General features: G+C 59.2%; 18 protein-coding genes. 3 read left to right on the top strand and 15 right to left on the bottom strand.

Annotation, left to right across the window (positions count from 1 at the left end; genetic code table 11):
* Positions 1 to 157: 157 nt before the first annotated feature.
* Positions 158 to 1,090: a GlxA family transcriptional regulator gene (locus HX773_RS21550; RefSeq protein WP_176973256.1), complete on the top strand. Its 933-nt coding sequence runs from the start codon at positions 158 to 160 to the stop codon at positions 1,088 to 1,090.
* On the opposite strand, the gene HX773_RS21545 is transcribed toward HX773_RS21550, so the two are convergent.
* From HX773_RS21545 to HX773_RS21500, 10 genes are all read right to left on the bottom strand, one after another.
* Positions 1,075 to 2,070 (bottom strand): acyltransferase, encoded by a 996-nt coding sequence (locus HX773_RS21545; RefSeq protein ID WP_176973255.1) that lies wholly within the window; start codon positions 2,068 to 2,070, stop codon positions 1,075 to 1,077. The genes HX773_RS21550 and HX773_RS21545 overlap by 16 nt on opposite strands.
* 199 nt (positions 2,071 to 2,269) lie before the next feature.
* A complete protein-coding gene (locus HX773_RS21540; RefSeq protein WP_176973254.1) occupies positions 2,270 to 3,385 on the bottom strand; it encodes a mandelate racemase/muconate lactonizing enzyme family protein in 1,116 nt (371 codons plus the stop codon).
* A 32-nt stretch (positions 3,386 to 3,417) separates the two neighbouring features.
* Positions 3,418 to 4,179, bottom strand: coding sequence for a GntR family transcriptional regulator (locus HX773_RS21535; RefSeq protein ID WP_008105250.1), 762 nt, complete (start codon positions 4,177 to 4,179; stop codon positions 3,418 to 3,420).
* Positions 4,180 to 4,193: 14 nt separating this feature from the next.
* Positions 4,194 to 5,570, bottom strand: coding sequence for a dihydroorotase family protein (locus HX773_RS21530; RefSeq protein ID WP_176973253.1), 1,377 nt, complete (start codon positions 5,568 to 5,570; stop codon positions 4,194 to 4,196).
* Positions 5,567 to 6,493 carry an ABC transporter substrate-binding protein gene (locus tag HX773_RS21525; RefSeq protein ID WP_176973252.1) on the bottom strand — a complete coding sequence of 309 codons (927 nt, stop codon included), beginning with the start codon at positions 6,491 to 6,493 and terminating at the stop codon, positions 5,567 to 5,569. The genes HX773_RS21530 and HX773_RS21525 overlap by 4 nt, the downstream gene beginning before the upstream one ends.
* A 77-nt stretch (positions 6,494 to 6,570) precedes the next feature.
* Entirely contained in the window at positions 6,571 to 7,614 is a 1,044-nt protein-coding gene (locus HX773_RS21520; RefSeq protein WP_176973251.1) for an alpha-hydroxy acid oxidase, read from the bottom strand.
* Entirely contained in the window at positions 7,598 to 9,127 is a 1,530-nt protein-coding gene (locus tag HX773_RS21515; protein ID WP_176973250.1) for an amino acid ABC transporter permease/ATP-binding protein, read from the bottom strand. Before HX773_RS21515 ends, HX773_RS21520 begins: the two co-directional genes overlap by 17 nt.
* Positions 9,128 to 9,182: 55 nt before the next feature.
* Positions 9,183 to 10,079, bottom strand: coding sequence for a transporter substrate-binding domain-containing protein (locus HX773_RS21510; protein ID WP_176973249.1), 897 nt, complete (start codon positions 10,077 to 10,079; stop codon positions 9,183 to 9,185).
* A 200-nt stretch (positions 10,080 to 10,279) separates the two neighbouring features.
* Positions 10,280 to 11,251: a D-2-hydroxyacid dehydrogenase gene (locus tag HX773_RS21505; RefSeq protein WP_176973248.1), complete on the bottom strand. Its 972-nt coding sequence runs from the start codon at positions 11,249 to 11,251 to the stop codon at positions 10,280 to 10,282.
* The gene (locus HX773_RS21500; protein WP_176973247.1) at positions 11,251 to 11,643 is read right to left on the bottom strand and encodes a RidA family protein; all 393 of its coding nucleotides are present in this window, start codon (positions 11,641 to 11,643) and stop codon (positions 11,251 to 11,253) included. Before HX773_RS21500 ends, HX773_RS21505 begins: the two co-directional genes overlap by 1 nt.
* 347 nt (positions 11,644 to 11,990) lie before the next feature.
* Between HX773_RS21500 and glyQ the strand changes: the two genes are divergently transcribed.
* Together glyQ and glyS are read left to right on the top strand one after the other, a co-directional pair.
* Positions 11,991 to 12,902 (top strand): glycine--tRNA ligase subunit alpha, encoded by a 912-nt coding sequence (glyQ, locus tag HX773_RS21495; protein WP_008105242.1) that lies wholly within the window; start codon positions 11,991 to 11,993, stop codon positions 12,900 to 12,902.
* A 9-nt stretch (positions 12,903 to 12,911) separates the two neighbouring features.
* Positions 12,912 to 14,981 carry a glycine--tRNA ligase subunit beta gene (gene glyS, locus HX773_RS21490; protein ID WP_176973246.1) on the top strand — a complete coding sequence of 690 codons (2,070 nt, stop codon included), beginning with the start codon at positions 12,912 to 12,914 and terminating at the stop codon, positions 14,979 to 14,981.
* 66 nt (positions 14,982 to 15,047) lie between these two features.
* Here glyS and HX773_RS21485 read toward each other — a convergent pair whose 3' ends face one another.
* The 5 genes from HX773_RS21485 to HX773_RS21465 all read right to left on the bottom strand — a co-directional run bounded on the left by HX773_RS21485 (position 15,048) and on the right by HX773_RS21465 (position 19,567).
* A complete protein-coding gene (locus tag HX773_RS21485; RefSeq protein ID WP_255433296.1) occupies positions 15,048 to 15,335 on the bottom strand; it encodes a type II toxin-antitoxin system RelE/ParE family toxin in 288 nt (95 codons plus the stop codon).
* Complete coding sequence (locus HX773_RS21480) at positions 15,322 to 15,606, bottom strand: type II toxin-antitoxin system ParD family antitoxin (RefSeq protein ID WP_176973244.1); 285 nt, start codon at positions 15,604 to 15,606, stop codon at positions 15,322 to 15,324. Before HX773_RS21480 ends, HX773_RS21485 begins: the two co-directional genes overlap by 14 nt.
* 111 nt (positions 15,607 to 15,717) lie before the next feature.
* The gene (selB, locus tag HX773_RS21475; RefSeq protein WP_176973243.1) at positions 15,718 to 17,571 is read right to left on the bottom strand and encodes a selenocysteine-specific translation elongation factor; all 1,854 of its coding nucleotides are present in this window, start codon (positions 17,569 to 17,571) and stop codon (positions 15,718 to 15,720) included.
* Positions 17,568 to 18,947 (bottom strand): L-seryl-tRNA(Sec) selenium transferase, encoded by a 1,380-nt coding sequence (selA, locus tag HX773_RS21470; protein WP_176973242.1) that lies wholly within the window; start codon positions 18,945 to 18,947, stop codon positions 17,568 to 17,570. Before selA ends, selB begins: the two co-directional genes overlap by 4 nt.
* A gap of 8 nt (positions 18,948 to 18,955) precedes the next feature.
* Positions 18,956 to 19,567 (bottom strand): glutathione S-transferase, encoded by a 612-nt coding sequence (locus HX773_RS21465; protein WP_176973241.1) that lies wholly within the window; start codon positions 19,565 to 19,567, stop codon positions 18,956 to 18,958.
* Between the last annotated feature and the right edge of the window lie 112 nt (positions 19,568 to 19,679).

The following is a 19,679-nucleotide window of genomic DNA, read 5'->3' as shown; positions in this document are numbered from 1 at the left end:
TTTTTGTGGGGATTCATCAGCATGTAGGGTTGGCATTTATGCCAACCTGGCCGAATACCGCACCCAACCTGGCATTTATGCCAACATGGCCAAACACCGCACCCAACTTTGCATTTATGCCGATCAGGCCGAACGCCGCACCCAACCGGAGCTCACCATGCCGCAGTCTGTCTTCTTCCTCGTGCTTCCCGGCGTGATGGCGCTGGATCTCACTGGCCCCGCTGAAACCCTGCAGCTGGCCGACGGCCACTTCGCGCTGCACTACATCGGCCCGCAGCCGAGTGTGCTGTGCTCCACCGGCATGACCATCGCTGACATCGCGCCCATGCCCGCGCAATTGCCGGAAAACAGCCTGCTGGTGGTGCCTGGCGTGCACGATTCGCGCGTTTGTTTCGACACCGAACCGGCAGCGATGGCGCGTGACTGGCTGCGCCAGCAGCAGGCGGCGATAACCGATCAGCGCATCACGCTGGTGTGCATCTGTTCTGGCGCATTACTCTCGGCGCAGGCGGGATTGCTGGATGGCATTCAGTGCACCACGCATCACGATGTGTTACCGCGCCTGAAAGCAGCAGCACCGGCAGCGTTAGTAAAAGACAACCGGGTTTTCGTCGAAGATGGCGGCATCTGGACCAGCGCGGGGATTACCGCTGGCATCGATCTGGCGCTGCATCTCATCAATCGGCTATGCGGTGCGCCGCAGGCACTGAAAGTGGCGCGCGAAATGGTGGTGTGGTTTCGGCGTTCCGGCGACGATCCGCAGCTGTCGCCGTGGCTGCGCTATCGCAATCACATGCATCCGGCGATTCATCGCGCGCAGGATGTGATGATTGCCCACCCCGAACACGATTGGTCGCTTACCGCACTGGCCGAGCGGGCGCACGTCAGCGAGCGCCATCTGACGCGCCTGTTCCGCCAGCATCTGGGCATCAGCGTGCGCGAGTACCACGAACAGCTGCGCTTAGTGATTGCGCGGCAACGTCAGCAGCAGGGCGAAGCGGCGGAGAAGGCGGCGCTGGCCGCTGGATTCTCCTCAGCACGCCAGCTGCGCCGCGCGCACCAGCGCTGGGACGATCAGCTCACCAGATGACGCTTATCCACGCGTTGTAATCCCATCGCCAGCAGCAGGCTGCCGATCAGCGTCGCGCCCATCACCCACGGCAAATCGAGCCACGGGCGCGACATATCGTCGTAGTGATGGGTGCGCAAAAAGTGGATAAACAGCGCGTGAAAACCGTAGATCGGCAGGGAATAGCGCGAGATGGTGGCGAGTCCCGGCAGTGCGCGCTGATTCAGGGTGTTTTTGAACAGTATCAACAGGCTGATGGCGGCTATAAACACCAGCGGCCCGCAGTAGAGATACCAGGTATCGTTGAACGCGCCGTTGATTTTCAGCATCTGTTTGGTGCCGAGCGCAATGCCAATCACGCAGGCAACAAAGCCCAATCCCGCCAGCCAGCTGATGCTGCGCTTGTCGGTCTGCATACAGCCAATCGCACGCCCGAGCAGCGCATACAGCAGGTAGTAAATGCTGTCGCCGCTGACATACAGATTCACCGGCAGCCAGTGGAACGGTCCCAGCGATTGGCTCACGGTATTCGGATTCGCCAACACCGCCAGCACGATCACCAGTATTGCGACATAGCGCGGTGCCACGCTTTTCACCTGAATCAGCGGGGATAACAGGTAGATGCCGATGATGGCGAAGAAGAACCACAGATGATAGAACACCGGTTTTTGCAGCAGTTTGAGCAGCGATCGTCCTTCGCTGATCGGCGTTAGCCAGGTGATATAGGCCAGCGCCACCGCGCTGTAGAACAGCAGGCACAGCACGATGCGCAGCAGATGCCGCCCTTGTGCGCTGCGTTCGCCGAAAAACAGATAGCCTGAGATCATAAAGAACAGCGGCACACAGACGCGTGACGCTGAGTTGAGCAGGTTCGCCACATCCCAGTTCAGGCCTGTCACCGCCATCGGTCCGGTGATGTACCAGGTTGTGGTGTGAATGACGATCACCATCAGGCAGGCAACCGCACGTAAGTTGTCGATCCAGTAAATTTTTTGCTGCATGGCACCCTCTTGCATTCGCTGCGAAGAAGGGTAGCCAGTGAGCCGCGCGCCAACAACCTTTTGCGTTGTAATTCAGATCACTCTGTTATTCGACACTCGACACCAGAATCAATTCGCACACATTCCGTAGCGGCGCGATTCATCGCGCAATAAATTGCGCCGCTACGATGTGTACATCGTTGTTAGGTGGTGACAGCCTTTAATCACGCACCAAAAACTTCTCGATCACCGCTTCGTCGGGTTCAACGCCGAGGCCCGGCTCGCTCGGCAGCCACGCGTATCCGTCGGCGATGCGCACCGGATTCTTCGCCAGCGAGCGGCTGATCTCGCCCGGCTCGACGCAATACTCCATCACCAGCGCATTCTCAATCGCGCACAGGAAATGCAGCGAGGCGGCGGTATTAATGTCGGTGGTGAAGTTGTGGTTGCACACTTTGCGGCCACGACTGTGCGCGTAGCTGGCGATCTCCATCGCCTGCGTAAAGCCGGTGCGCGTCAGGTCGATCTGCACGATATCGATGCCGCCTTCATCAATCAGGCGCTGGAAACCGACCACGGAACACTCTTGTTCACCGGCGGCGATATGCTGCTGGCACGCGGCGGAAACCTGGCCGTAACCGGCGTAGTTATCGGGATGCAGCGGCTCTTCAATCCAGAACAGATTGAGGTGTTCATAGCGCTGGCTGCGGCGGATGGTGGTTTTGGCATCCCACACGTGGCCGACATCCAGCATCAGATCCACATCGTCGCCCATCGCTTGACGCAGGGCTTCGAGATAGCGCAGATCCAGCGCTTCGTCGGTACCAAACGGCTCCCAGCCAAACTTCACACCGCTATGGCCGGTATCCATCGCATGCTGCGCGCGCGCAACCGTCTCTTCCACGCTGAACTGGAACATATTGGAGGAGTAAACGCGCATCTTGTCGCGCATGGCGCCGCCCAGCAGTTCAACAATCGGCTTGCCGAGGGCTTTGCCTTTGATATCCCATAACGCGATATCGATGCCCGCCATCGCCTGCAAAACCGCGCCGCTGCGGCCATAATAGAGGGTGGCTTTGTGCATCTTCTTCCACAAACGGCCGGTTTCTAGCGGATTTTCGCCGATCAACAGCGATTTCAGTCCAGTGACCATGGTGTGCGAATAGGGCGCTTCGATGATGGCTTTGGTGACATACGGGCTGCCATCCACTTCGCCCCAGCCGGTGATGCCGGCATCGGTGGTGATTTTGATCAGCAGCGCATCCTGAGAACTGTCGGTGCGCTGCTCAATAACTGGCAGGCGCAGGTAAAACGCCTCAACGTTAATGATTTTCATGGTGTTTTCCCTGGTGTAAAGGCAATGCGAAATTAGCCGAGAGCGGAACGGTGCTGTCGGCGCTGTGTTATCAGGGTCTCGTAATCCACGTCCAGCGCCTGAATGCGGATGTGGTTCTCAACCTCGTCGGTCATTTTGGCGATGTCGCCATCGGCAAAGACATTAATCAGCCGCTGGTGCTCCTCGATGATGTCGCTCATCGATTTGCCCATGGTGGAGAGGCCGAAAATCACCGTCAGCTGACGGGCAATCGACTCCCACAAATTGCTCAGCACCGGGTTGTGCGCAAAGCTGCACAGCGTGCGGTGGAAATCGGTATCAGCGGAGGCAAATCCGTAAACGTCGTCGTTTTGCATCATCGCCTGCATCTGCGCTACACCCTGATAGAGCTGATTAAGCTGCTCGGCGCTGTTGCGTCCGGCCTCAATCGCGCGGCGACAGGCCAGCGTCTCCAGCGGGATGCGCACATCGATAATCTGCTCCAGCCGCTGATGCGAAATCTCCATCAGGCGGATGCCTTTATACGGCTCGCTGGTGACGATGCCCTGGCTCTCCAGAATGCGCAGCGCTTCACGGATCGGCACGCGGCTCATGCCGAGTTTCGCCACCAGCTCCGGTTCTGCGATGCGGTCGCCGGGCAGGATCAGGCCGCGCGAAGCGGCGCTGAGAATGGCATCCACGGCGTGATCGACCAGCGTGCGCGGACGCGCGGTATTCCAGCTGTTATCGGTGGCCGCGTCCTGCGCCAGCGGGGCGCTGTTTTTACGACTAGCGGTAGAGGGTTTTCCTGCCATGTTATTTGTCCTGTTTAAACCTGTCGGGTCACGAACTGGCCGAAGCCGGGTTCAACCTGCATCTGGTCATCCTGGAATACCGTGACGCCACGAATCAATGTGCGCACCACTTTACCCTGACAGCGCATCCCTTCAAATGCGCTCCACTTGCCGAGTCCCTGAAAATGCGCGCCGCGCACCGTCCAGCTCTGGCTGGCGTCGTAGAACACCAAATCGGCGTCGAAGCCGGGCGCAATCGCCCCTTTTTTGCCCCACAGCTGGAAGGCTTTGGCCGGGCCGCTGGCGGTCATGCGCACAAACTCGCTGAGCGCCACGCCACGTTCTCTATGGGCCGCACTGAAGATCATCGGGCTGAGGGTTTCCACGCCGGTCAGACCCATGCCCGCATCCCAGATGCTGGCTTCACCTGCCTGTTTTTGTGCGGGCGTGTACGGACAATGGTCAGAGGCGATCATGTCTATATCGCCGCGCAGCAGCACTTGCCACAGCGCATCCACCACCGGACGCGGGCGGATCGGCGGGCCGCAGCGCGCGTTGGGGCCGATGCGCACCAAATCGTCTTCGTCGAGCAGTAAATAGTGCGGACAGGTTTCGAAGCTGGCGCGTACGCGGGTTTTAGCGGCGACGATGGTTTCCGCCGCGCGCGCCGAGCTGACGTGCACGATATGGCAGCGCGCGCCGGTCTCTTCGGCAATCGCTAACACGCGTCCTACCGCTTCGATCTCGGCGATTTCCGGGCCCGCCAGCGCATGCGCGCGCGCATCTTTGCGTCCAGCGCGGCGCTGTTCGCTACCGGCACCGATCAAAATCTCGTGATTCTCGGCGTGCACGCCAATCAGCCCGTCGAACGTGGCCAGCTCGCGCATCGCGCGCAGCAGGCCGTCATCATCAAGACGCGGCAAACCTTTCTCGTCGGTGGCGTCACCGTTGGGCGCGCCGCTGCACAGGAAGGCTTTAAAGGCCAGCGCACCGGCCCGATCCAGCGCCGCCAGTTCATGCACGTTATCTCCGTCTAACCCAGCCCACAGGGCGTAATCCACCGAGCAGTTGTCAGCCAGCCAGCTTTTTTTGGCGTTGAAGTTAGCCAGCGATGTCGCCGGTGGCAGCGAATGCGGCATCTCGACGATGGTGGTGACGCCGTGCGCCGCCGCACCGCGCGTGCCTTCGCGCAGCTCTTGCTCGGGGAAATCGTGCGAGCCGGTGAAATGGGTATGCACATCAATCGCGCCGGGCACGATGATCAAACCACGCGCATCGATCACCTCGTCAACGCCGTCGGTAAGCGCGCCGGGCGTCATCAGGCCGCTGATTTTGCCGTTTTCCAGTAACAGATCGGCAGGTGCCGCGCCGTTTTCGCCGACCACCAAACCATTAATAATTAGCTGTTTCATTGCTCTGCTCCTGCCTGCGTCACCAGCGACGCGTACGGCACCGGCTGTGACGGATCGAGCCAGCCGATAGCACTTAACAGCTGGCTGAAATGCGCAAATTCGGCGCGCGGAATCACGCCATCTGGCGCAAAGACGCCGGCCTGTTGATAAGCCGCGAGGCCGCGCATCAGCGCCTCGCGCGGATAATCGGGGTAAAACGCCTGCACCTGTTGCGCCAGTTCAGTGGCGTCATGGTTGGCGATCCACGTCAGCGCCTGCGCAATGGCGCGGGAGAAGGCGGCGAAGGCAACTGCTTTCTCCTGCAGCACATCGGCGCGTGCGATGTAGGCGCTCCACGGTACGTGGCCGCACAAGCTGGCGAGGCTGCTGATGCTGTGGAGTTGTCCGGCGGCGATGGCGGGTGCCAGCATATGCATGGCGTGCAGCGCATAATCGGCTGCACCTTGGGCCACCGCGGCGAAATCCCGCGCCTGATCGCCGCTGCCTGCGATCAGCTCAACGTCATCCTGCAAACCGTGACGCGCCAGCAGCCAGCGGAACGTCAGCGTCGCGGTTCCGACATTGCCGACATCCAGCACACGTTTGCCGCGCAGATCGCTGAGCTGGAAATCTGGCTGCACCCGCGCCGCCGCGAGAAACCACGGATTGGCCGCAACCGAGGCGCAGAAACACTGCAACTCCGCGCCGTGCTGCTGAAAATGCTTCATCACCACCATCGGGCCGCCGAGGGTGAGATCGGCGTCGCGATTCAGCACTGCGGGAACCTGGCCGCCTTGTACCGTGTGTCCGCCCGATTCGCTGGTGGTGAAGATCACCTGCAGCTGCTGCGCGACAAACAGGCCAAGGCTTTGCGCCAGATAGTGCGCGCAGTAGTAGATGCGCGATTCGCTGGCATCGCCTTGATTGAAAATCAGTGTCTGCATTGCCACGTACCTCTTTAAATCGAGTTTTAATGCATTATTCGGTCGCCATGAATGGCGACCCTACAAAAGGTGTGCACTTACTGCGGAATTGCGGTGATGAAACTGCCGTTAAGTGCCGCCATATCGCTGACGCCGCACCAGTGACTAATGGCCGTAACTTCATTGATCCAGCCGGAAAGCAGATCGAACACCGCGCTCTCGCCGCCCGCCACTAACGCGCTAATGATCGGTCGCACGCTGAGCGACAGCGACGCGCCAAGACAGCGCGCCACCACCGCATCGCTGCCGCAGCGTACGCCGCCATCCAGCAGCAGCGGCAGCCGCGTCACCGCCTGCAAATCGGGCAGCTGATCGACCGGCGTAGCCCAGCGTGCGCTCTGGCGCAGGCCAATGTTCGAGGCAATCAAACCGCTGACGCCGTGCTGCGCGGCCTGCGCCGCATCGTCATGATGCAGAATGCCTTTCAGCCACAGCGGAAGCTGGCGATCGGCGCAGTGCGCCGCCACCTCATCAATCTCCTGCCAGCGCCACACCGGAAAAGCGGGCAGCGGCGCAACGCCCGGTTGCGTGCCGCCGATGGTGTGCCAGCCGCGCTGTTTCAGGGCATCGCCGATAGAGAAGCCGCCGGGCTGTAATCCGGCCACCGGATGCACCGGCGCCAGCACCGTCAGCACGATATTTTTGAATCCGGCCTGCGCGGCCTGGTCGATTAAGGCTTTGATGCGGCCGACATCGCCCGCCGCACGCAGTTGCAGCCAGCAGCGATCGTACTCGGCGCCAATCTGCTCCAGCGGCGTGACGGTCTCTTCGGAGATCACCAGCGGCAGTTGCAGACGTTTGCAGGCGCGCGCAATCGGCAGCACACCTTCTTCGTGGAAAATACGGTCACCGGCAAACGCGCCGACACCAATCGGCGCGGACCAATTTTGCTGATGCAAGGAAATCTGCGTGTCGATGCTTTCATTGCCCTGCAGCACGCGCGGTAACAGACGAAAGCGGCGCAGCGCCTGCTGATTGGCATCGGGTTCGTTACCCAGCGCATCGGCAGGTTGGCCCTGCATATAGCGGAACAGCGCATCGCCGAGGCGCTCGCGCGCCGTGAGTTCAAAGCGCGTTGGCATGTTGCGCCTCCGCAGCATTTTCATGTTCAAGGAAGGTGGCAAAAGCCGGCGTTTGCGGATTTTGCAGTATCGTCGGCGGGCCTTCTTCTATCAGCGCGCCGTCCTGCAGGAACACCACGCGATCGGCGACGCCCGCCGCAAACGCGATGTCGTGGGTGCTGATGATCATGGTGATGCCGGTTTGCGCCAGGCTGCGCATGGTTTGGTTCACTTCGCGCACCAGTTCGGGATCCAGCGCGGAAGTCGGCTCATCAAACAGCAGGATTTGCGGTTCTGCCGCCAAAGCACGCGCAATGCCGACGCGCTGCTTCTGTCCGCCAGAAAGTTCATGCGGCAGCGAGGCGGCGAAATCACCGAGTCCTACCATTTTCAACGCGCGCATCGCTTTGCCGCGCGCGATTTCCGGCTGGGCGCCCTGCACGCGCAGCAAAATACTCATGACGTTTTCCAGTGCGGTGAGGTGATCGAACAACGCGAAGTGCTGGAAAACGATGCCAATGCCCGACTTAGCGCGGTTCACCGGCAGATGACGCTGCGCCAGCGCGCGACCGTTTTCGTCGCTGCCCATGAAGTGGCCTTCGGTTTGAATGGTGCCGCTGCTGCGTGGCGTCAGCGCCAGAATCGATTTCAGCAGCGTACTTTTGCCCGAACCGGAGCGACCGAGCAGCACCACTACTTCGCCGCGACGTACGGTTAACGACAGCGATTTCAGTACCGCTTTACCGGCATACTCGACGCACAGCTGATCCACTTCCAGCACCGGCGCGGCGGTTTGCGTATCCCAGCGTCGTTTTGGTAGCTGCATCGGCATCACTTCCGCTTCCGGCGGCAGTTTCGCCAGGCGCGCGCGTGCCCGACGTGCACGTTCATCAAGGTTATAGAATTTCTCCAGCCACCACTGACCGCCCGCCAGCAGCGTGGAAAGAATCAGATAGATGCCGCCCGACGCGACCAGCACCGGAATAAACAGGAAGTTTTGCGACACGATCGCCTGGCCGCGCATCGTCAGCTCGTTGACGCCCACCACCGAAGCCAGCGAGGTGGATTTCAGCAGTCCGACAGTTTCATTGCCCATGGTGGGCAGAATGGCGCGCAGCGCCTGCGGGATCACGACGTGAATCATCTCTTTGCTGCGCGAATAACCGAATGCCTGCGCCGCCATGCTCTGATCGCGATCGGCCGCCATAATGCCGCCGCGAATGATTTCGGCGCAGAAGGCGGTTTCGTTGATCATCAGGGCGACAAGGGCGCTGGTGAACGGACTCAATCGCAGGCCAAATTCCGGCAGCACGTTGTACAGCAGAATCAGCTGCAGCAGCACCGGCGTGCCGCGCAGCGTATAGATGTAAATTTTTACCGGCACGCGAATAAACCAGTGCTTTGAGCTGCTGGCTAACGCCAGGAAAAAGCCAATCAAAATGCCACCGGCCAGCGCGCCCACCAACAGCTGCACGGCGATGACGGCGCCTTCCCACAGATACGGGAAGGTCAGATACTTTAGAAAATCATCCAAGGCGTTATCCTCCTCAACGCCTCGATGGAGTCACCGAGGCGGCTGAGTTTATGCATTAACCACGCGCAACAACCGGACGCTCAGCAGCACTGCCCTGGCCCCAGTAATCCAGCAGTTTTTTCTGTGCGCCGCTTTCCTGAATCACCTTCATCGCATCCAGCACCGCGCCGCGCAGCGTGGCGTTGTCTTTAGCAATCGGGAAACCGACCATGATTGGCAGATCAACGGTGAAGCCGCTTTCCAGCGTTTTGTCGGCTTTGGCAATGGCAACCGCCGAACCGGCTTCGGTCAGGTAGACGTCAGCACGGCCGCTTTTCACTGCCTGAATGCTGTTGTCGGTGTTCTGCACCATCAGCATGCTGACTTCGGGCTTACCGGCGGCGCTGCATTTGGCGCTTTGTTCCGGCACCAGTTTGTTGGCTTCGTAGGAACCCGCTGCGGCGGCGACGGTTTTGCCACACAGATCATCGACGCTGTTGATTTTCTTCGGGTTGCCTTGCGCCAGCACTGAGCCATCCTGCACCTGCATCGAGGCGACGAAGGCGATCTGCTTCATGCGTTCTTCGGTGACGTACAGCATCGGGCCGATATCGGCGCGTCCGCTGGAGATCGAGGTGAGCAGCACGTTGAATGAGCCGCTTTGGTAGCTGTGTTTCGCGCCGAGGCAGCTGCTGATGCGCTCGAACAGTGAGGGGTCGAGACCTTCAATGATGCTGGGATCTTTTTCCGATGGCGCTTCAAAGCCTTTGGTGTAGCCGCCAAGGCCAACCACCAGATCTTTGCCTTTCAGCGACGGATATTTGCTTTGCAGTGTTTTGCACTGCGCCATCGCCGCGAAGTCGCTGGCGGTTGGCGTGATGGGATCGGTGCTGGCTGCGTGGGCGCTGGAAAGGCCCGCCAGTAAGCTGCCGCTGAGACCAGAGATTAATAAAGCAGTGCGTGCAAATTTCATAATAAGGTTCCCCTGATGCTGGTGAATGAGAAAGCGATGACCTTGTGATTTATGAACGTCTTTGGTGTTGGGGTGCTGCTTGTCCCTCACCCCAGCCCTCTCCCGCAAGCGGGAGAGGGGGCCGATAGTGCGGGCTGGAAATCTATTCATCCCTTCTCCCATTTATGGGAGAAGGTTAGGGTGAGGGGAAAAGCGCACCCTTAATAACCTCGTGCCGGATCAACCTGATTACGCAGCGGTTGTCCGTGGCGGAAGCGCGCCAGGTTATCGATAAACACGTCAAGGCAACCGGCGAGGTAGGCGCTGTGATCGTCGAGGCTGCAGTGCGGCGTCATCACCACGCCGGGCGTGTGCCACAGCGGATCGTCGGCCGGTAGCGGCTCTTGCGGATAGACATCCAGCACCGCGCCGGCCAGTTCGCCTGCGTTGAGTTTTTCGCGCATCGCGCTGTAATCGAACACATCGGCGCGGCCAACAATCACGATGCCAGCGCGTGCGGGCAGCAGATCGAGACGGCGGCGATCGAACAGATTGTGGGTATGTGGCGTCAGCGGCAGCGTCGACACCACCACATCCACCTGCGGCAACACCTCGTCTAGCGCATCAATACGGATGCAACGCGCCACGTTGGCATCGCACTGGCCGCTGCGCGTCACGCCAATCACGCGATAGCCTTGCGCCGTCAGCAGAGTTGCCGCTGCAGCGCCAATGCCGCCAACGCCCAGCAGCAGCACGGTTTTGCCGCGTGCGCAGCCGCCAAAAGTCGGACGCCACACACGCTGCGCCTGATCCTGCAGAAAACCGGGAATGCCGAAGTTGAACATCAGCGCCGCCATCAAAATAAACTCGGCACTTTTATCGCCGTGCACGCCAGAAGCATTGGTGAGCGTCACGCCCGGCGGCCAGTGCGCCAGCCACTGCTCAACGCCAGCGGACATCACCTGCACCCAGCCCAGACGCGGCGTGCTGAACTGATCGAGCGCCAGCTTGCGGCCGCTCCACAGAATGTCGCAGCGGGCGAGGAAGTCGGCGGTGTGTGCCGGGTCGCTGTTTTCGCTCAACGTGAAGTGGCTGCGCAACGGCGGATGCGCGTCGAGCTGCAGTTGCAGCTGCTCGACAGAGAGATGGAGTGCGCGCGGTGCGCTGGCGTCGTTCTCGATATGAATATGCATCAGCGCATCGCCGTCACTTCCATCTCGACCAGCAGGTCTGGATGGTTGAGTTGAATGCCCACGGTGGCGCGCGCCGGGAAGGGGAATTGGAAGAATTCACTGTAAGCGGCATTCATCGCGCTAAACGTGCTGAGATCGGTCAGGTAAATAGTGACGCGGACTACGTTGTCGAAGGTCATGTTCGCTTCGCTCAGCAGATCGCCGACGTTTTTCAGCACCTGGCGCGTCTGGCTGGCGATGTCGATGCCCTTAATCTCGCCGCTGTAGGGATCAATCGCCACCTGGCCGGAAATGAACAACATCGGTTCGTGTAGCACGGCGGCGGAGAGCGGCGCAGGCCCCATTGGGCGGTCGCTGGCGTTCATTTCGGGATAACTCAACGCAATCTTCATGGTGAAATCTCAAGCAAAACTGTTTCACCGCAATTTCGTATACGATTATACGAGTGTCAATGCGCAATTTTTAACCATCAGGTCAAAAAGGTGATGTAGGTCACGTAATAGGATTTGCTGATATATCAATCAATATTATGATATTTAAGCTTTTAATGAGGTTTCTATGGCGAATACTAGCGCTGAGTGTGAATCGTATACGATTTTCTTATTGTTCTGTTTTTGCCCGCTAAACCTTGCCGCAATCGCCTGCGCGCTGGCCTGGATTTCCGGCTGCACAATCCGCGGTCAAAGGGTATACTGGCGCACTCTTTTTTTAACCGATCCGTATCGCGTGCGAATTCAACATGCAAAAGTTTGATACCAAGACCTTTCAGGGCCTGATCCTGACCTTGCAGGATTACTGGGCGCGTCAAGGCTGCACCATTGTCCAACCGTTGGACATGGAAGTGGGCGCCGGCACCTCACACCCGATGACCTGTCTGCGTGCCTTAGGCCCAGAGCCGATGGCGACCGCTTACGTGCAGCCATCTCGTCGTCCGACCGATGGACGTTACGGTGAAAACCCGAACCGTTTACAGCACTATTACCAGTTCCAGGTGGTGATTAAGCCCAACCCGGACAACCTTCAGGAGCTGTACCTTGGGTCGCTGAAAGAGCTGGGTATGGATCCCACCATCCACGACATTCGCTTTGTCGAAGACAACTGGGAAAACCCAACGCTGGGCGCGTGGGGACTCGGTTGGGAAGTGTGGCTGAACGGCATGGAAGTGACGCAGTTCACTTACTTCCAGCAGGTTGGCGGCCTGGAGTGTAAGCCGGTAACCGGCGAGATCACTTACGGCTTAGAGCGCCTGGCGATGTACATTCAGGGCGTAGACAGCGTTTACGATCTGGTGTGGAGCGACGGTCCGTTCGGTAAAACCACTTACGGCGAAGTGTTCCATCAGAACGAAGTGGAGCAGTCGACCTACAACTTCGAATACGCTGACGTCGACTTCCTTTTCACCTGCTTCGAGCAGTATGAGAAAGAAGCGCAGCAGCTGCTGGCGCTGGAAAAACCGCTGCCGCTGCCGGCTTACGAGCGCATTCTGAAAGCGGCGCACAGCTTTAACCTGCTGGACGCCCGCAAAGCGATTTCGGTTACCGAACGCCAGCGCTATATCCTGCGTATCCGCACCCTGACGAAAGCCGTGGCGGAAGCCTATTATGCGTCCCGTGAGGCGCTTGGCTTCCCGATGTGCAATAAAAACAAGTAAGAGGCAGCCATGACCGATAAAACTTTCCTGGTGGAAATTGGCACCGAAGAGTTGCCTCCGAAAGCGCTGCGCAGCCTGGCAGAAGCCTTTGCTGCGCACTTCACCGCTGAACTCGATAGCGCCGGTCTGGCGCATGGCGAAGTGAGCTGGTTTGCTGCTCCGCGTCGTCTGGCGCTGAAAGTGGCCCAGCTGGCTGCCGCGCAGCCGGATCGCGAAGTTGAAAAACGTGGTCCGGCTATCGCCGCCGCGTTTGATGCCGATGGTAACGCCACCAAAGCGGCCGAAGGTTGGGCGCGTGGTAACGGCATCACCGTGGCGCAGGCTGAACGTCTGAGCACGGATAAAGGTGAATGGCTGGTGCATCGCGCTGCGATCACCGGCGAAAGCGCGCAGGCGCTGCTGCCCGCGATGGTTGCCACCGCGCTGAGCAAGCTGCCGATTCCTAAGCTGATGCGCTGGGGCGCGAGCGACGTGCAGTTTGTGCGTCCGGTGCACACCGTTACGCTGCTGCTGGGTGACGAGCTGATCCCCGCGAAGATTCTGGGCATTCAGTCCGATCGCGTGATTCGCGGCCATCGCTTTATGGGCGAGCCAGAATTCACCATCGACAACGCCGATCAGTATCCGCAGCTGCTGCTGGAGCGCGGTAAAGTGGTGGCGGATTATGCGGCGCGTAAAGCCAAAATCAAAGCGGACGCGGAAGCGGCGGCACAGAAGATTGGCGGCATCGCCGATCTGAGCGAAAGCCTGCTGGAAGAAGTGACCTCGCTGGTGGAGTGGCCGGTGGTGCTGACGGCAAAATTCGAAGAGAAGTTCCTCGCGGTGCCAGCTGAAGCGCTGGTTTACACCATGAAAGGTGACCAGAAGTACTTCCCGGTGTACGACGCGGCGGGCAAACTGCTGCCGAATTTCATCTTCGTCACCAACATCGAATCCAAAGATCCTCAGCAGATTATTTCCGGTAACGAGAAGGTGGTGCGCCCGCGTCTGGCGGATGCCGAGTTCTTCTTCAACACCGACCGCAAAAAGCGTCTGGAAGATAATCTGCCGCGTCTGGAAACCGTGTTGTTCCAGAAAGAGCTGGGCACGCTGCGTGATAAAACAGACCGCATTCAGGCGTTGGCTGGCTGGATTGCCGCGCAGATTGGTGCCGATGTAAATCACGCTACGCGTGCGGGTTTGCTGTCGAAGTGCGACCTGATGACCAACATGGTCTTCGAGTTCACCGACACGCAGGGCGTGATGGGCATGCACTACGCGCGCCACGATGGCGAAGCGGAAGATGTGGCTGTGGCGCTGAACGAGCAGTATCAGCCGCGCTTTGCCGGTGATGATTTGCCGTCAAATCCGGTGGCCTGTGCCGTGGCGATTGCTGACAAAATGGACACCCTCGCGGGTATCTTCGGCATCGGTCAGCATCCGAAAGGCGACAAAGATCCGTTCGCACTGCGGCGTGCCGCGCTAGGCGTGCTGCGCATCATCGTTGAGAAAAACCTGCCGCTCGATCTGCAAACGCTGACCGAAGAAGCGGTGCGCCTGTACGGCAGCAAGCTGAGCAACGCCAAGGTTATCGATGAAGTGATCGACTTTATGCTGGGCCGTTTCCGTACCTGGTATCAGGAAGAGGGCCACAGCGTTGACACCATTCAGGCGGTGCTGGCGCGTCGTCCAACTCGTCCGGCTGATTTCGATGCGCGCATGAAGGCGGTTTCGCACTTCCGTACGCTGGAAGCGGCAGCCACGCTGGCCGCCGCCAACAAACGTGTGTCGAACATCCTGGCGAAATCGACCGAAACCCTGAACGACAGCGTGCAGGCTTCCCTGCTGAAAGAGAACGAAGAGATCCAGCTGGCGACCTTCGTGACCGCGCTGGGCGATAAGCTGCAGCCGTACTTTGCAGAAGGTCGCTATCAGGATGCGCTGGTTGAACTGGCGCAGCTGCGTGAAGCGGTAGATAACTTCTTCGATAAAGTGATGGTGAACGCCGACGATCAGGCGGTGCGTATTAACCGTTTGACGCTGCTGGCACAGCTGCGTCAGCTGTTCCTGCAGGTGGCGGATATTTCGCTGCTGCAGTAGTTTGCGTGGTCGCCATCAATGGCGACGCTACGAAACAAAGGGGACGAGAAATCGTCCTTTTTTGTTTTAGAACCATTGTGGATTTGTAATGTGAGATATTGCGTCCTGAGAATGATGCAAAATACGCAGGACTAAAACCTTATCCGGCTCGGTTCGATAAAAAATCACATGCTCACGATGCGGCAGTGCAAAAACGCGCTCTCCTAAATCAATACGCCTGCGACCTAACTCATGTTCAGATAATTGGTTGAAACGTTGATAAATTTTATGCGTATACAGTTCAGCCTTTTTAAGACCAAAGTTGCCATATCCATATAACCAGATTGCCGCCAGATCGGTTTCAGCTTCCGGCATTATCCTTATCGTCCTTTTCATCTATGCCTACCCTGGCTCTCATTTTTTTGAGAAAAACATCTATATCAAATTCGACAGGATCTCCGCTATCTAAGCCCTCCTGAATCAACTGCTTTAACTTTTCAAGTTTGGCCGACGCCTGCTTCTCCCGCAGCAAGCGCAGCGAGTCGCGCACCACTTCGCTTTGCGTACGGTAGTCGCCGGACTCAACCAGAGATTCAACAAACTCGCGCAGTTCATCGCCTAAATCGATCGTCATGGTACGTGCCATCATCGCCATCCAATGTAAGAGTATTTCTTACATTCTGGCACTTTTTTGCACAACAGGGAATGTGCGTTGCAGCGCAGTTACAAGCTGAACTGCGAGGCAACGCGAGAGATTTTATGCAGATGAGGAGGGAAACAGGCGGTCGTCGCGCAGCAGATGATCGTTACCACGGCGGCGGGTGAAGCCGCTGCGGTCGAAGAATTCCAGAATCTGTATCGCCACTTTGCGCCCGGTGCCGAGCTGGTTGCGGAAGTCGGCGGCGCTGGTGCTGCCATCTTGCGCGGCACGGCTCCGAATCAGATCGGCGAAGATCTGGATCTGGTCGCTGCGATAGTAGCGATCGCGCACGATCGCGGTGATATGTCCGAGCCGCGCAGCAGTGAGCAGCAGCGAGCGAATCGCCTGTTCATCCTGCTGCAGCACCAGCGCGATATCGCGCACCCACAGCGGCTGATCGCCAAACAGCGGGCCGACCTGCTGCCAAAGTGCTTCTTCCTGCGGATTAAAGCGCGGTTCGAAATCGGGCAGATGCAGCCAGCCTTGTCGCTGTTGCAACTGACCTTGCGCCAGCAGCTGATCAATCAGCGCTAACACCCATTCCGCAGGCTGATGCGGCATTGCCACACGACGCAAACGATCGTGGCCGATGCCCGGCACCTCAGGATGCTGCTGATGAAAATGCGCCAGCGATTCCAGCAGCTTTTGCCGCCATTGTGCTGCCTGCGCGGCACTCATCAGCGCGCTATCGAGCTGCACCGGCGCTGCATGCTCGATCAGTGCATCCAGAGCGGGCTCGGTAAGCTGGCGCGCCCACGCCAGCTCACGCAATTCTGTCGGTTGATACGCCAGATGCGCCTGCAGGCTGGCGTCATCATCTTGTGCTGCAGCCAACTGCTGCAGCCAGGCAAGATACTCCGCCTGACGTTTGCCGCGCTTTTTACTGTTGAGCAGCAGCACGCGCGCGCCGCCCAGCGTTTGCTGTGCGTTGCTGTCGCGAATAATCAGCCGATCGTTCTCTGCCAGCCACAGCGGTTGGTTCAGCACCACTTCCGCAACATCATCCGCCAGCAGCGTAATGCGTCCGGTGACGTGGCTGGCGGCGTGGTGGATATGAATCGGTTGCGACGCGCTTTTCAGCGGCTGCAGCAAGTGCAGCGCCACGGTTAAGCGCGTGGTGCCTTCCGCTTTGGCCTGTGACAGCAGCCAGTCGCCGCGCGCGATCTGTGCTTTTTCCACATCGCCGACGATATTCAACGCGATACGCTCACCGGCCTGCGCGCGCGGCACCGATTGGTTCTGCGCATGCAGCGCGCGCACGCGCAGCGGCAGATTCCGGCTGCTAAGCCAAAGGGTATCGCCGACGTTCACTTCGCCCGACAGCGCGGTGCCGGTAACCACCAATCCGCTGCCTTTTAGCGTGAAGGCGCGATCGATAGCGAGGCGGAAACGGTAACGAGAGTCGAAGGCCGGTTCCGCCAGCGTGCTGAGATGCTGGCGCAGCGCGTCGATGCCTTGCTGCGTGTGGCTGCTGGTGACAAATTGCGGCACCGCCGGCCAGCCGAGTTGTTGCGTGAGCTGCGCCACCTGCAGCTGGACTTCCGCGATACGCGCTTCATCCACGCGATCGGCTTTGGTCAGCGCCACGCTGAGCGGCGGCTGTCCGGCAAGGCTCAGCAACTGCAGATGTTCGCGGGTTTGCGGCATCACGCCATCGTCGCAGGCCACCACCAGCAGCGCATGATGAATGCCGCCAATGCCCGCCAGCATATTGGCGAGAAATTTCTCGTGGCCCGGCACATCAATAAAGCCGAGCACGCGACCATCCGGCTGCGGCCAGTACGCGTAGCCGAGATCGATGGTCATGCCGCGCCGTTTCTCTTCCGGCAGGCGATCGGCATCCACCCCGGTTAATGCCTGTAGCAGCGCGGTTTTGCCGTGATCGACGTGTCCAGCGGTGGCAATAATCATGACGCTAAGGCCTGAATCAGCGCGCTTTCATCATCCAGGCAGCGCAAATCCAGCCACAGTTTGCCTTCCTGAATGCGGCCAATCACCGGGCGCGCTAAGCTGCGCCAGCGCTGTGACAAACTGGCGAGCTGGCCGCCGCGGCCATCGCGTGGCGTGAAGGTGATCGCGAAACTGGGAATGCGCTCAACCGGTAGCGATCCGCTGCCGATTTGGGATGAACAGGACGCGATCGCCAGCGAAAAATCATCTCCATATATCTGCTGTAACGCGGGCAGCAATCGTTCGGCCTGTTGCTGAATATCCTGCGATGAACGGGTGAGCAGCCGCAGCGTCGGCAGGGCTTCACGCAGCGTTTCCGGCTGACGATAGAGCTGCAGCGTGGCTTCCAGCGCCGCGAGCGTCATTTTGTCGACGCGCAGCGCGCGTTTCAGCGGATGCGACTGGAGTTGATCAATCAGCGCCTGCTTGCCGACGATAATCCCCGCCTGCGGACCGCCGAGCAGTTTGTCGCCGGAGAAACTCACCAGACTGACGCCTGCAGCAATCAGCTGCTGCGGCATCGGTTCAGCTGGCAGACCAAATTCGGTCATATCGATCAGCGAACCGCTGCCCAGATCGGTGATTACCGGCAATTGGTAAGCGTCACCCAGCTCAACCAGCTCTGCTTCCGTCACCGCATGGGTAAAGCCCTGAATCTGATAATTGCTGGTGTGCACCTTCATCAGCAGGCCGCTGTGTTCCGCGATGGCGGCGCGATAATCTTTCAGGTGCGTGCGGTTGGTGGTGCCGACTTCCACCAGTTTGCAACCCGCCTGGCGCATCACGTCAGGAATGCGGAAGGCGCCGCCAATTTCCACCAGCTCGCCGCGCGAAACAATCACTTCGCGCCCCGGCGCTAAAGCGGCCAGCATCAGTAATACGGCGGCGGCATTGTTGTTGACGATACACGCGGCTTCCGCGCCGGTTAATTCGCACAGCAGCGAGCTAACCGCACGATCGCGGTGGCCGCGCGCCGCATCATCCAGCGCGTATTCCAGCGTGACCGGCTGACGCAAGCAGTTCACTACCGCGTCGATGGCGCGATCGCTCAGCTGTGCGCGGCCAAGATTGGTGTGCAGCACGGTGCCGGTGAGATTGAACACCGGACGCAGCGCACTTTGCTGTTGCTGCTGACTGCGGCGCAGCGCTTCATCCGGCCAGTTCAGGTGCCACTCTGGCAAGGTTTGGTGCTGCTGAATGTGGTCGCGCGCTTCCTGCTGCATGCTGCGCAGCTGGCGCGTGGCGAAGGCGGTTCCGTGATCAGCAAGCAGCGGCTGCAGCGCGGGATCGCGCAGCAGGCTGTCGATAGCAGGTAATTGACTGTACAGGGTTTTCATCGGGTGACTTACAGAGAGGGCGGAACGGTGCGGGCAAAGCTTTCGCGCGCAAACAGGTTTTCGGCCAGCTTCACCAGCGCCGGGCGATTCACGCACCAGTTTGGCAGCACGCGGCGAAAGTTGAGGTAACCAATCATGCAGCCGGTGGCGATATCGGCCAGATTGAGCGTGCCACTATTGAGACATTCGCCCTGGGCGGCGGCGGTTTCTAGCGCATCGAGGCCGCGCTGAATTTTGTCACGGTTGCGCAGCAGCACCTCTTCAGATTGCTGATCGCCGGGACGCATCTGCTCGCGCACAATCATCACCGCCGCATCGTTAATGCCGTCGGCCAGTTTTTCCAGCTGGCGGATTTGCAACGCGTGCAGCGCATCAGCGGGCAACAGCGCAGGCGCCTCGCCGCGCAGTTCAATGACCTGCGCGATGATCGAAGAGTCGAACCAGGTGAGTTGATTGTCATCAATCAGCGCCGGCACTTTGCCCAGCGGATTGTAGTGCGGTACATCGCTGTCATCGATCCACGGAGAGTGATTAACGAATTCGAAAACCAGGCCTTTTTCCAGCAATATCACTGATATTTTGCGTACAAAAGGGCTGGTGTAGCTGCCAATCAGTTTCATCGTGCGCCTCCGTGTTGAATGAAAATACGTGATAACAAACCGCACATATCCGTAGCGGCGCGATTTATCGCGCATTATGCCAGCAATGAAAATGCGCGATAAATCGCGCCGC

It is taken from the genome of Pantoea sp. B9002 (genome assembly GCF_013385945.1).
In the GTDB taxonomy this organism is placed as follows: Bacteria; Pseudomonadota; Gammaproteobacteria; order Enterobacterales; family Enterobacteriaceae; genus Pantoea.
This window is presented reverse-complemented; position numbering and strand designations above follow the sequence as displayed.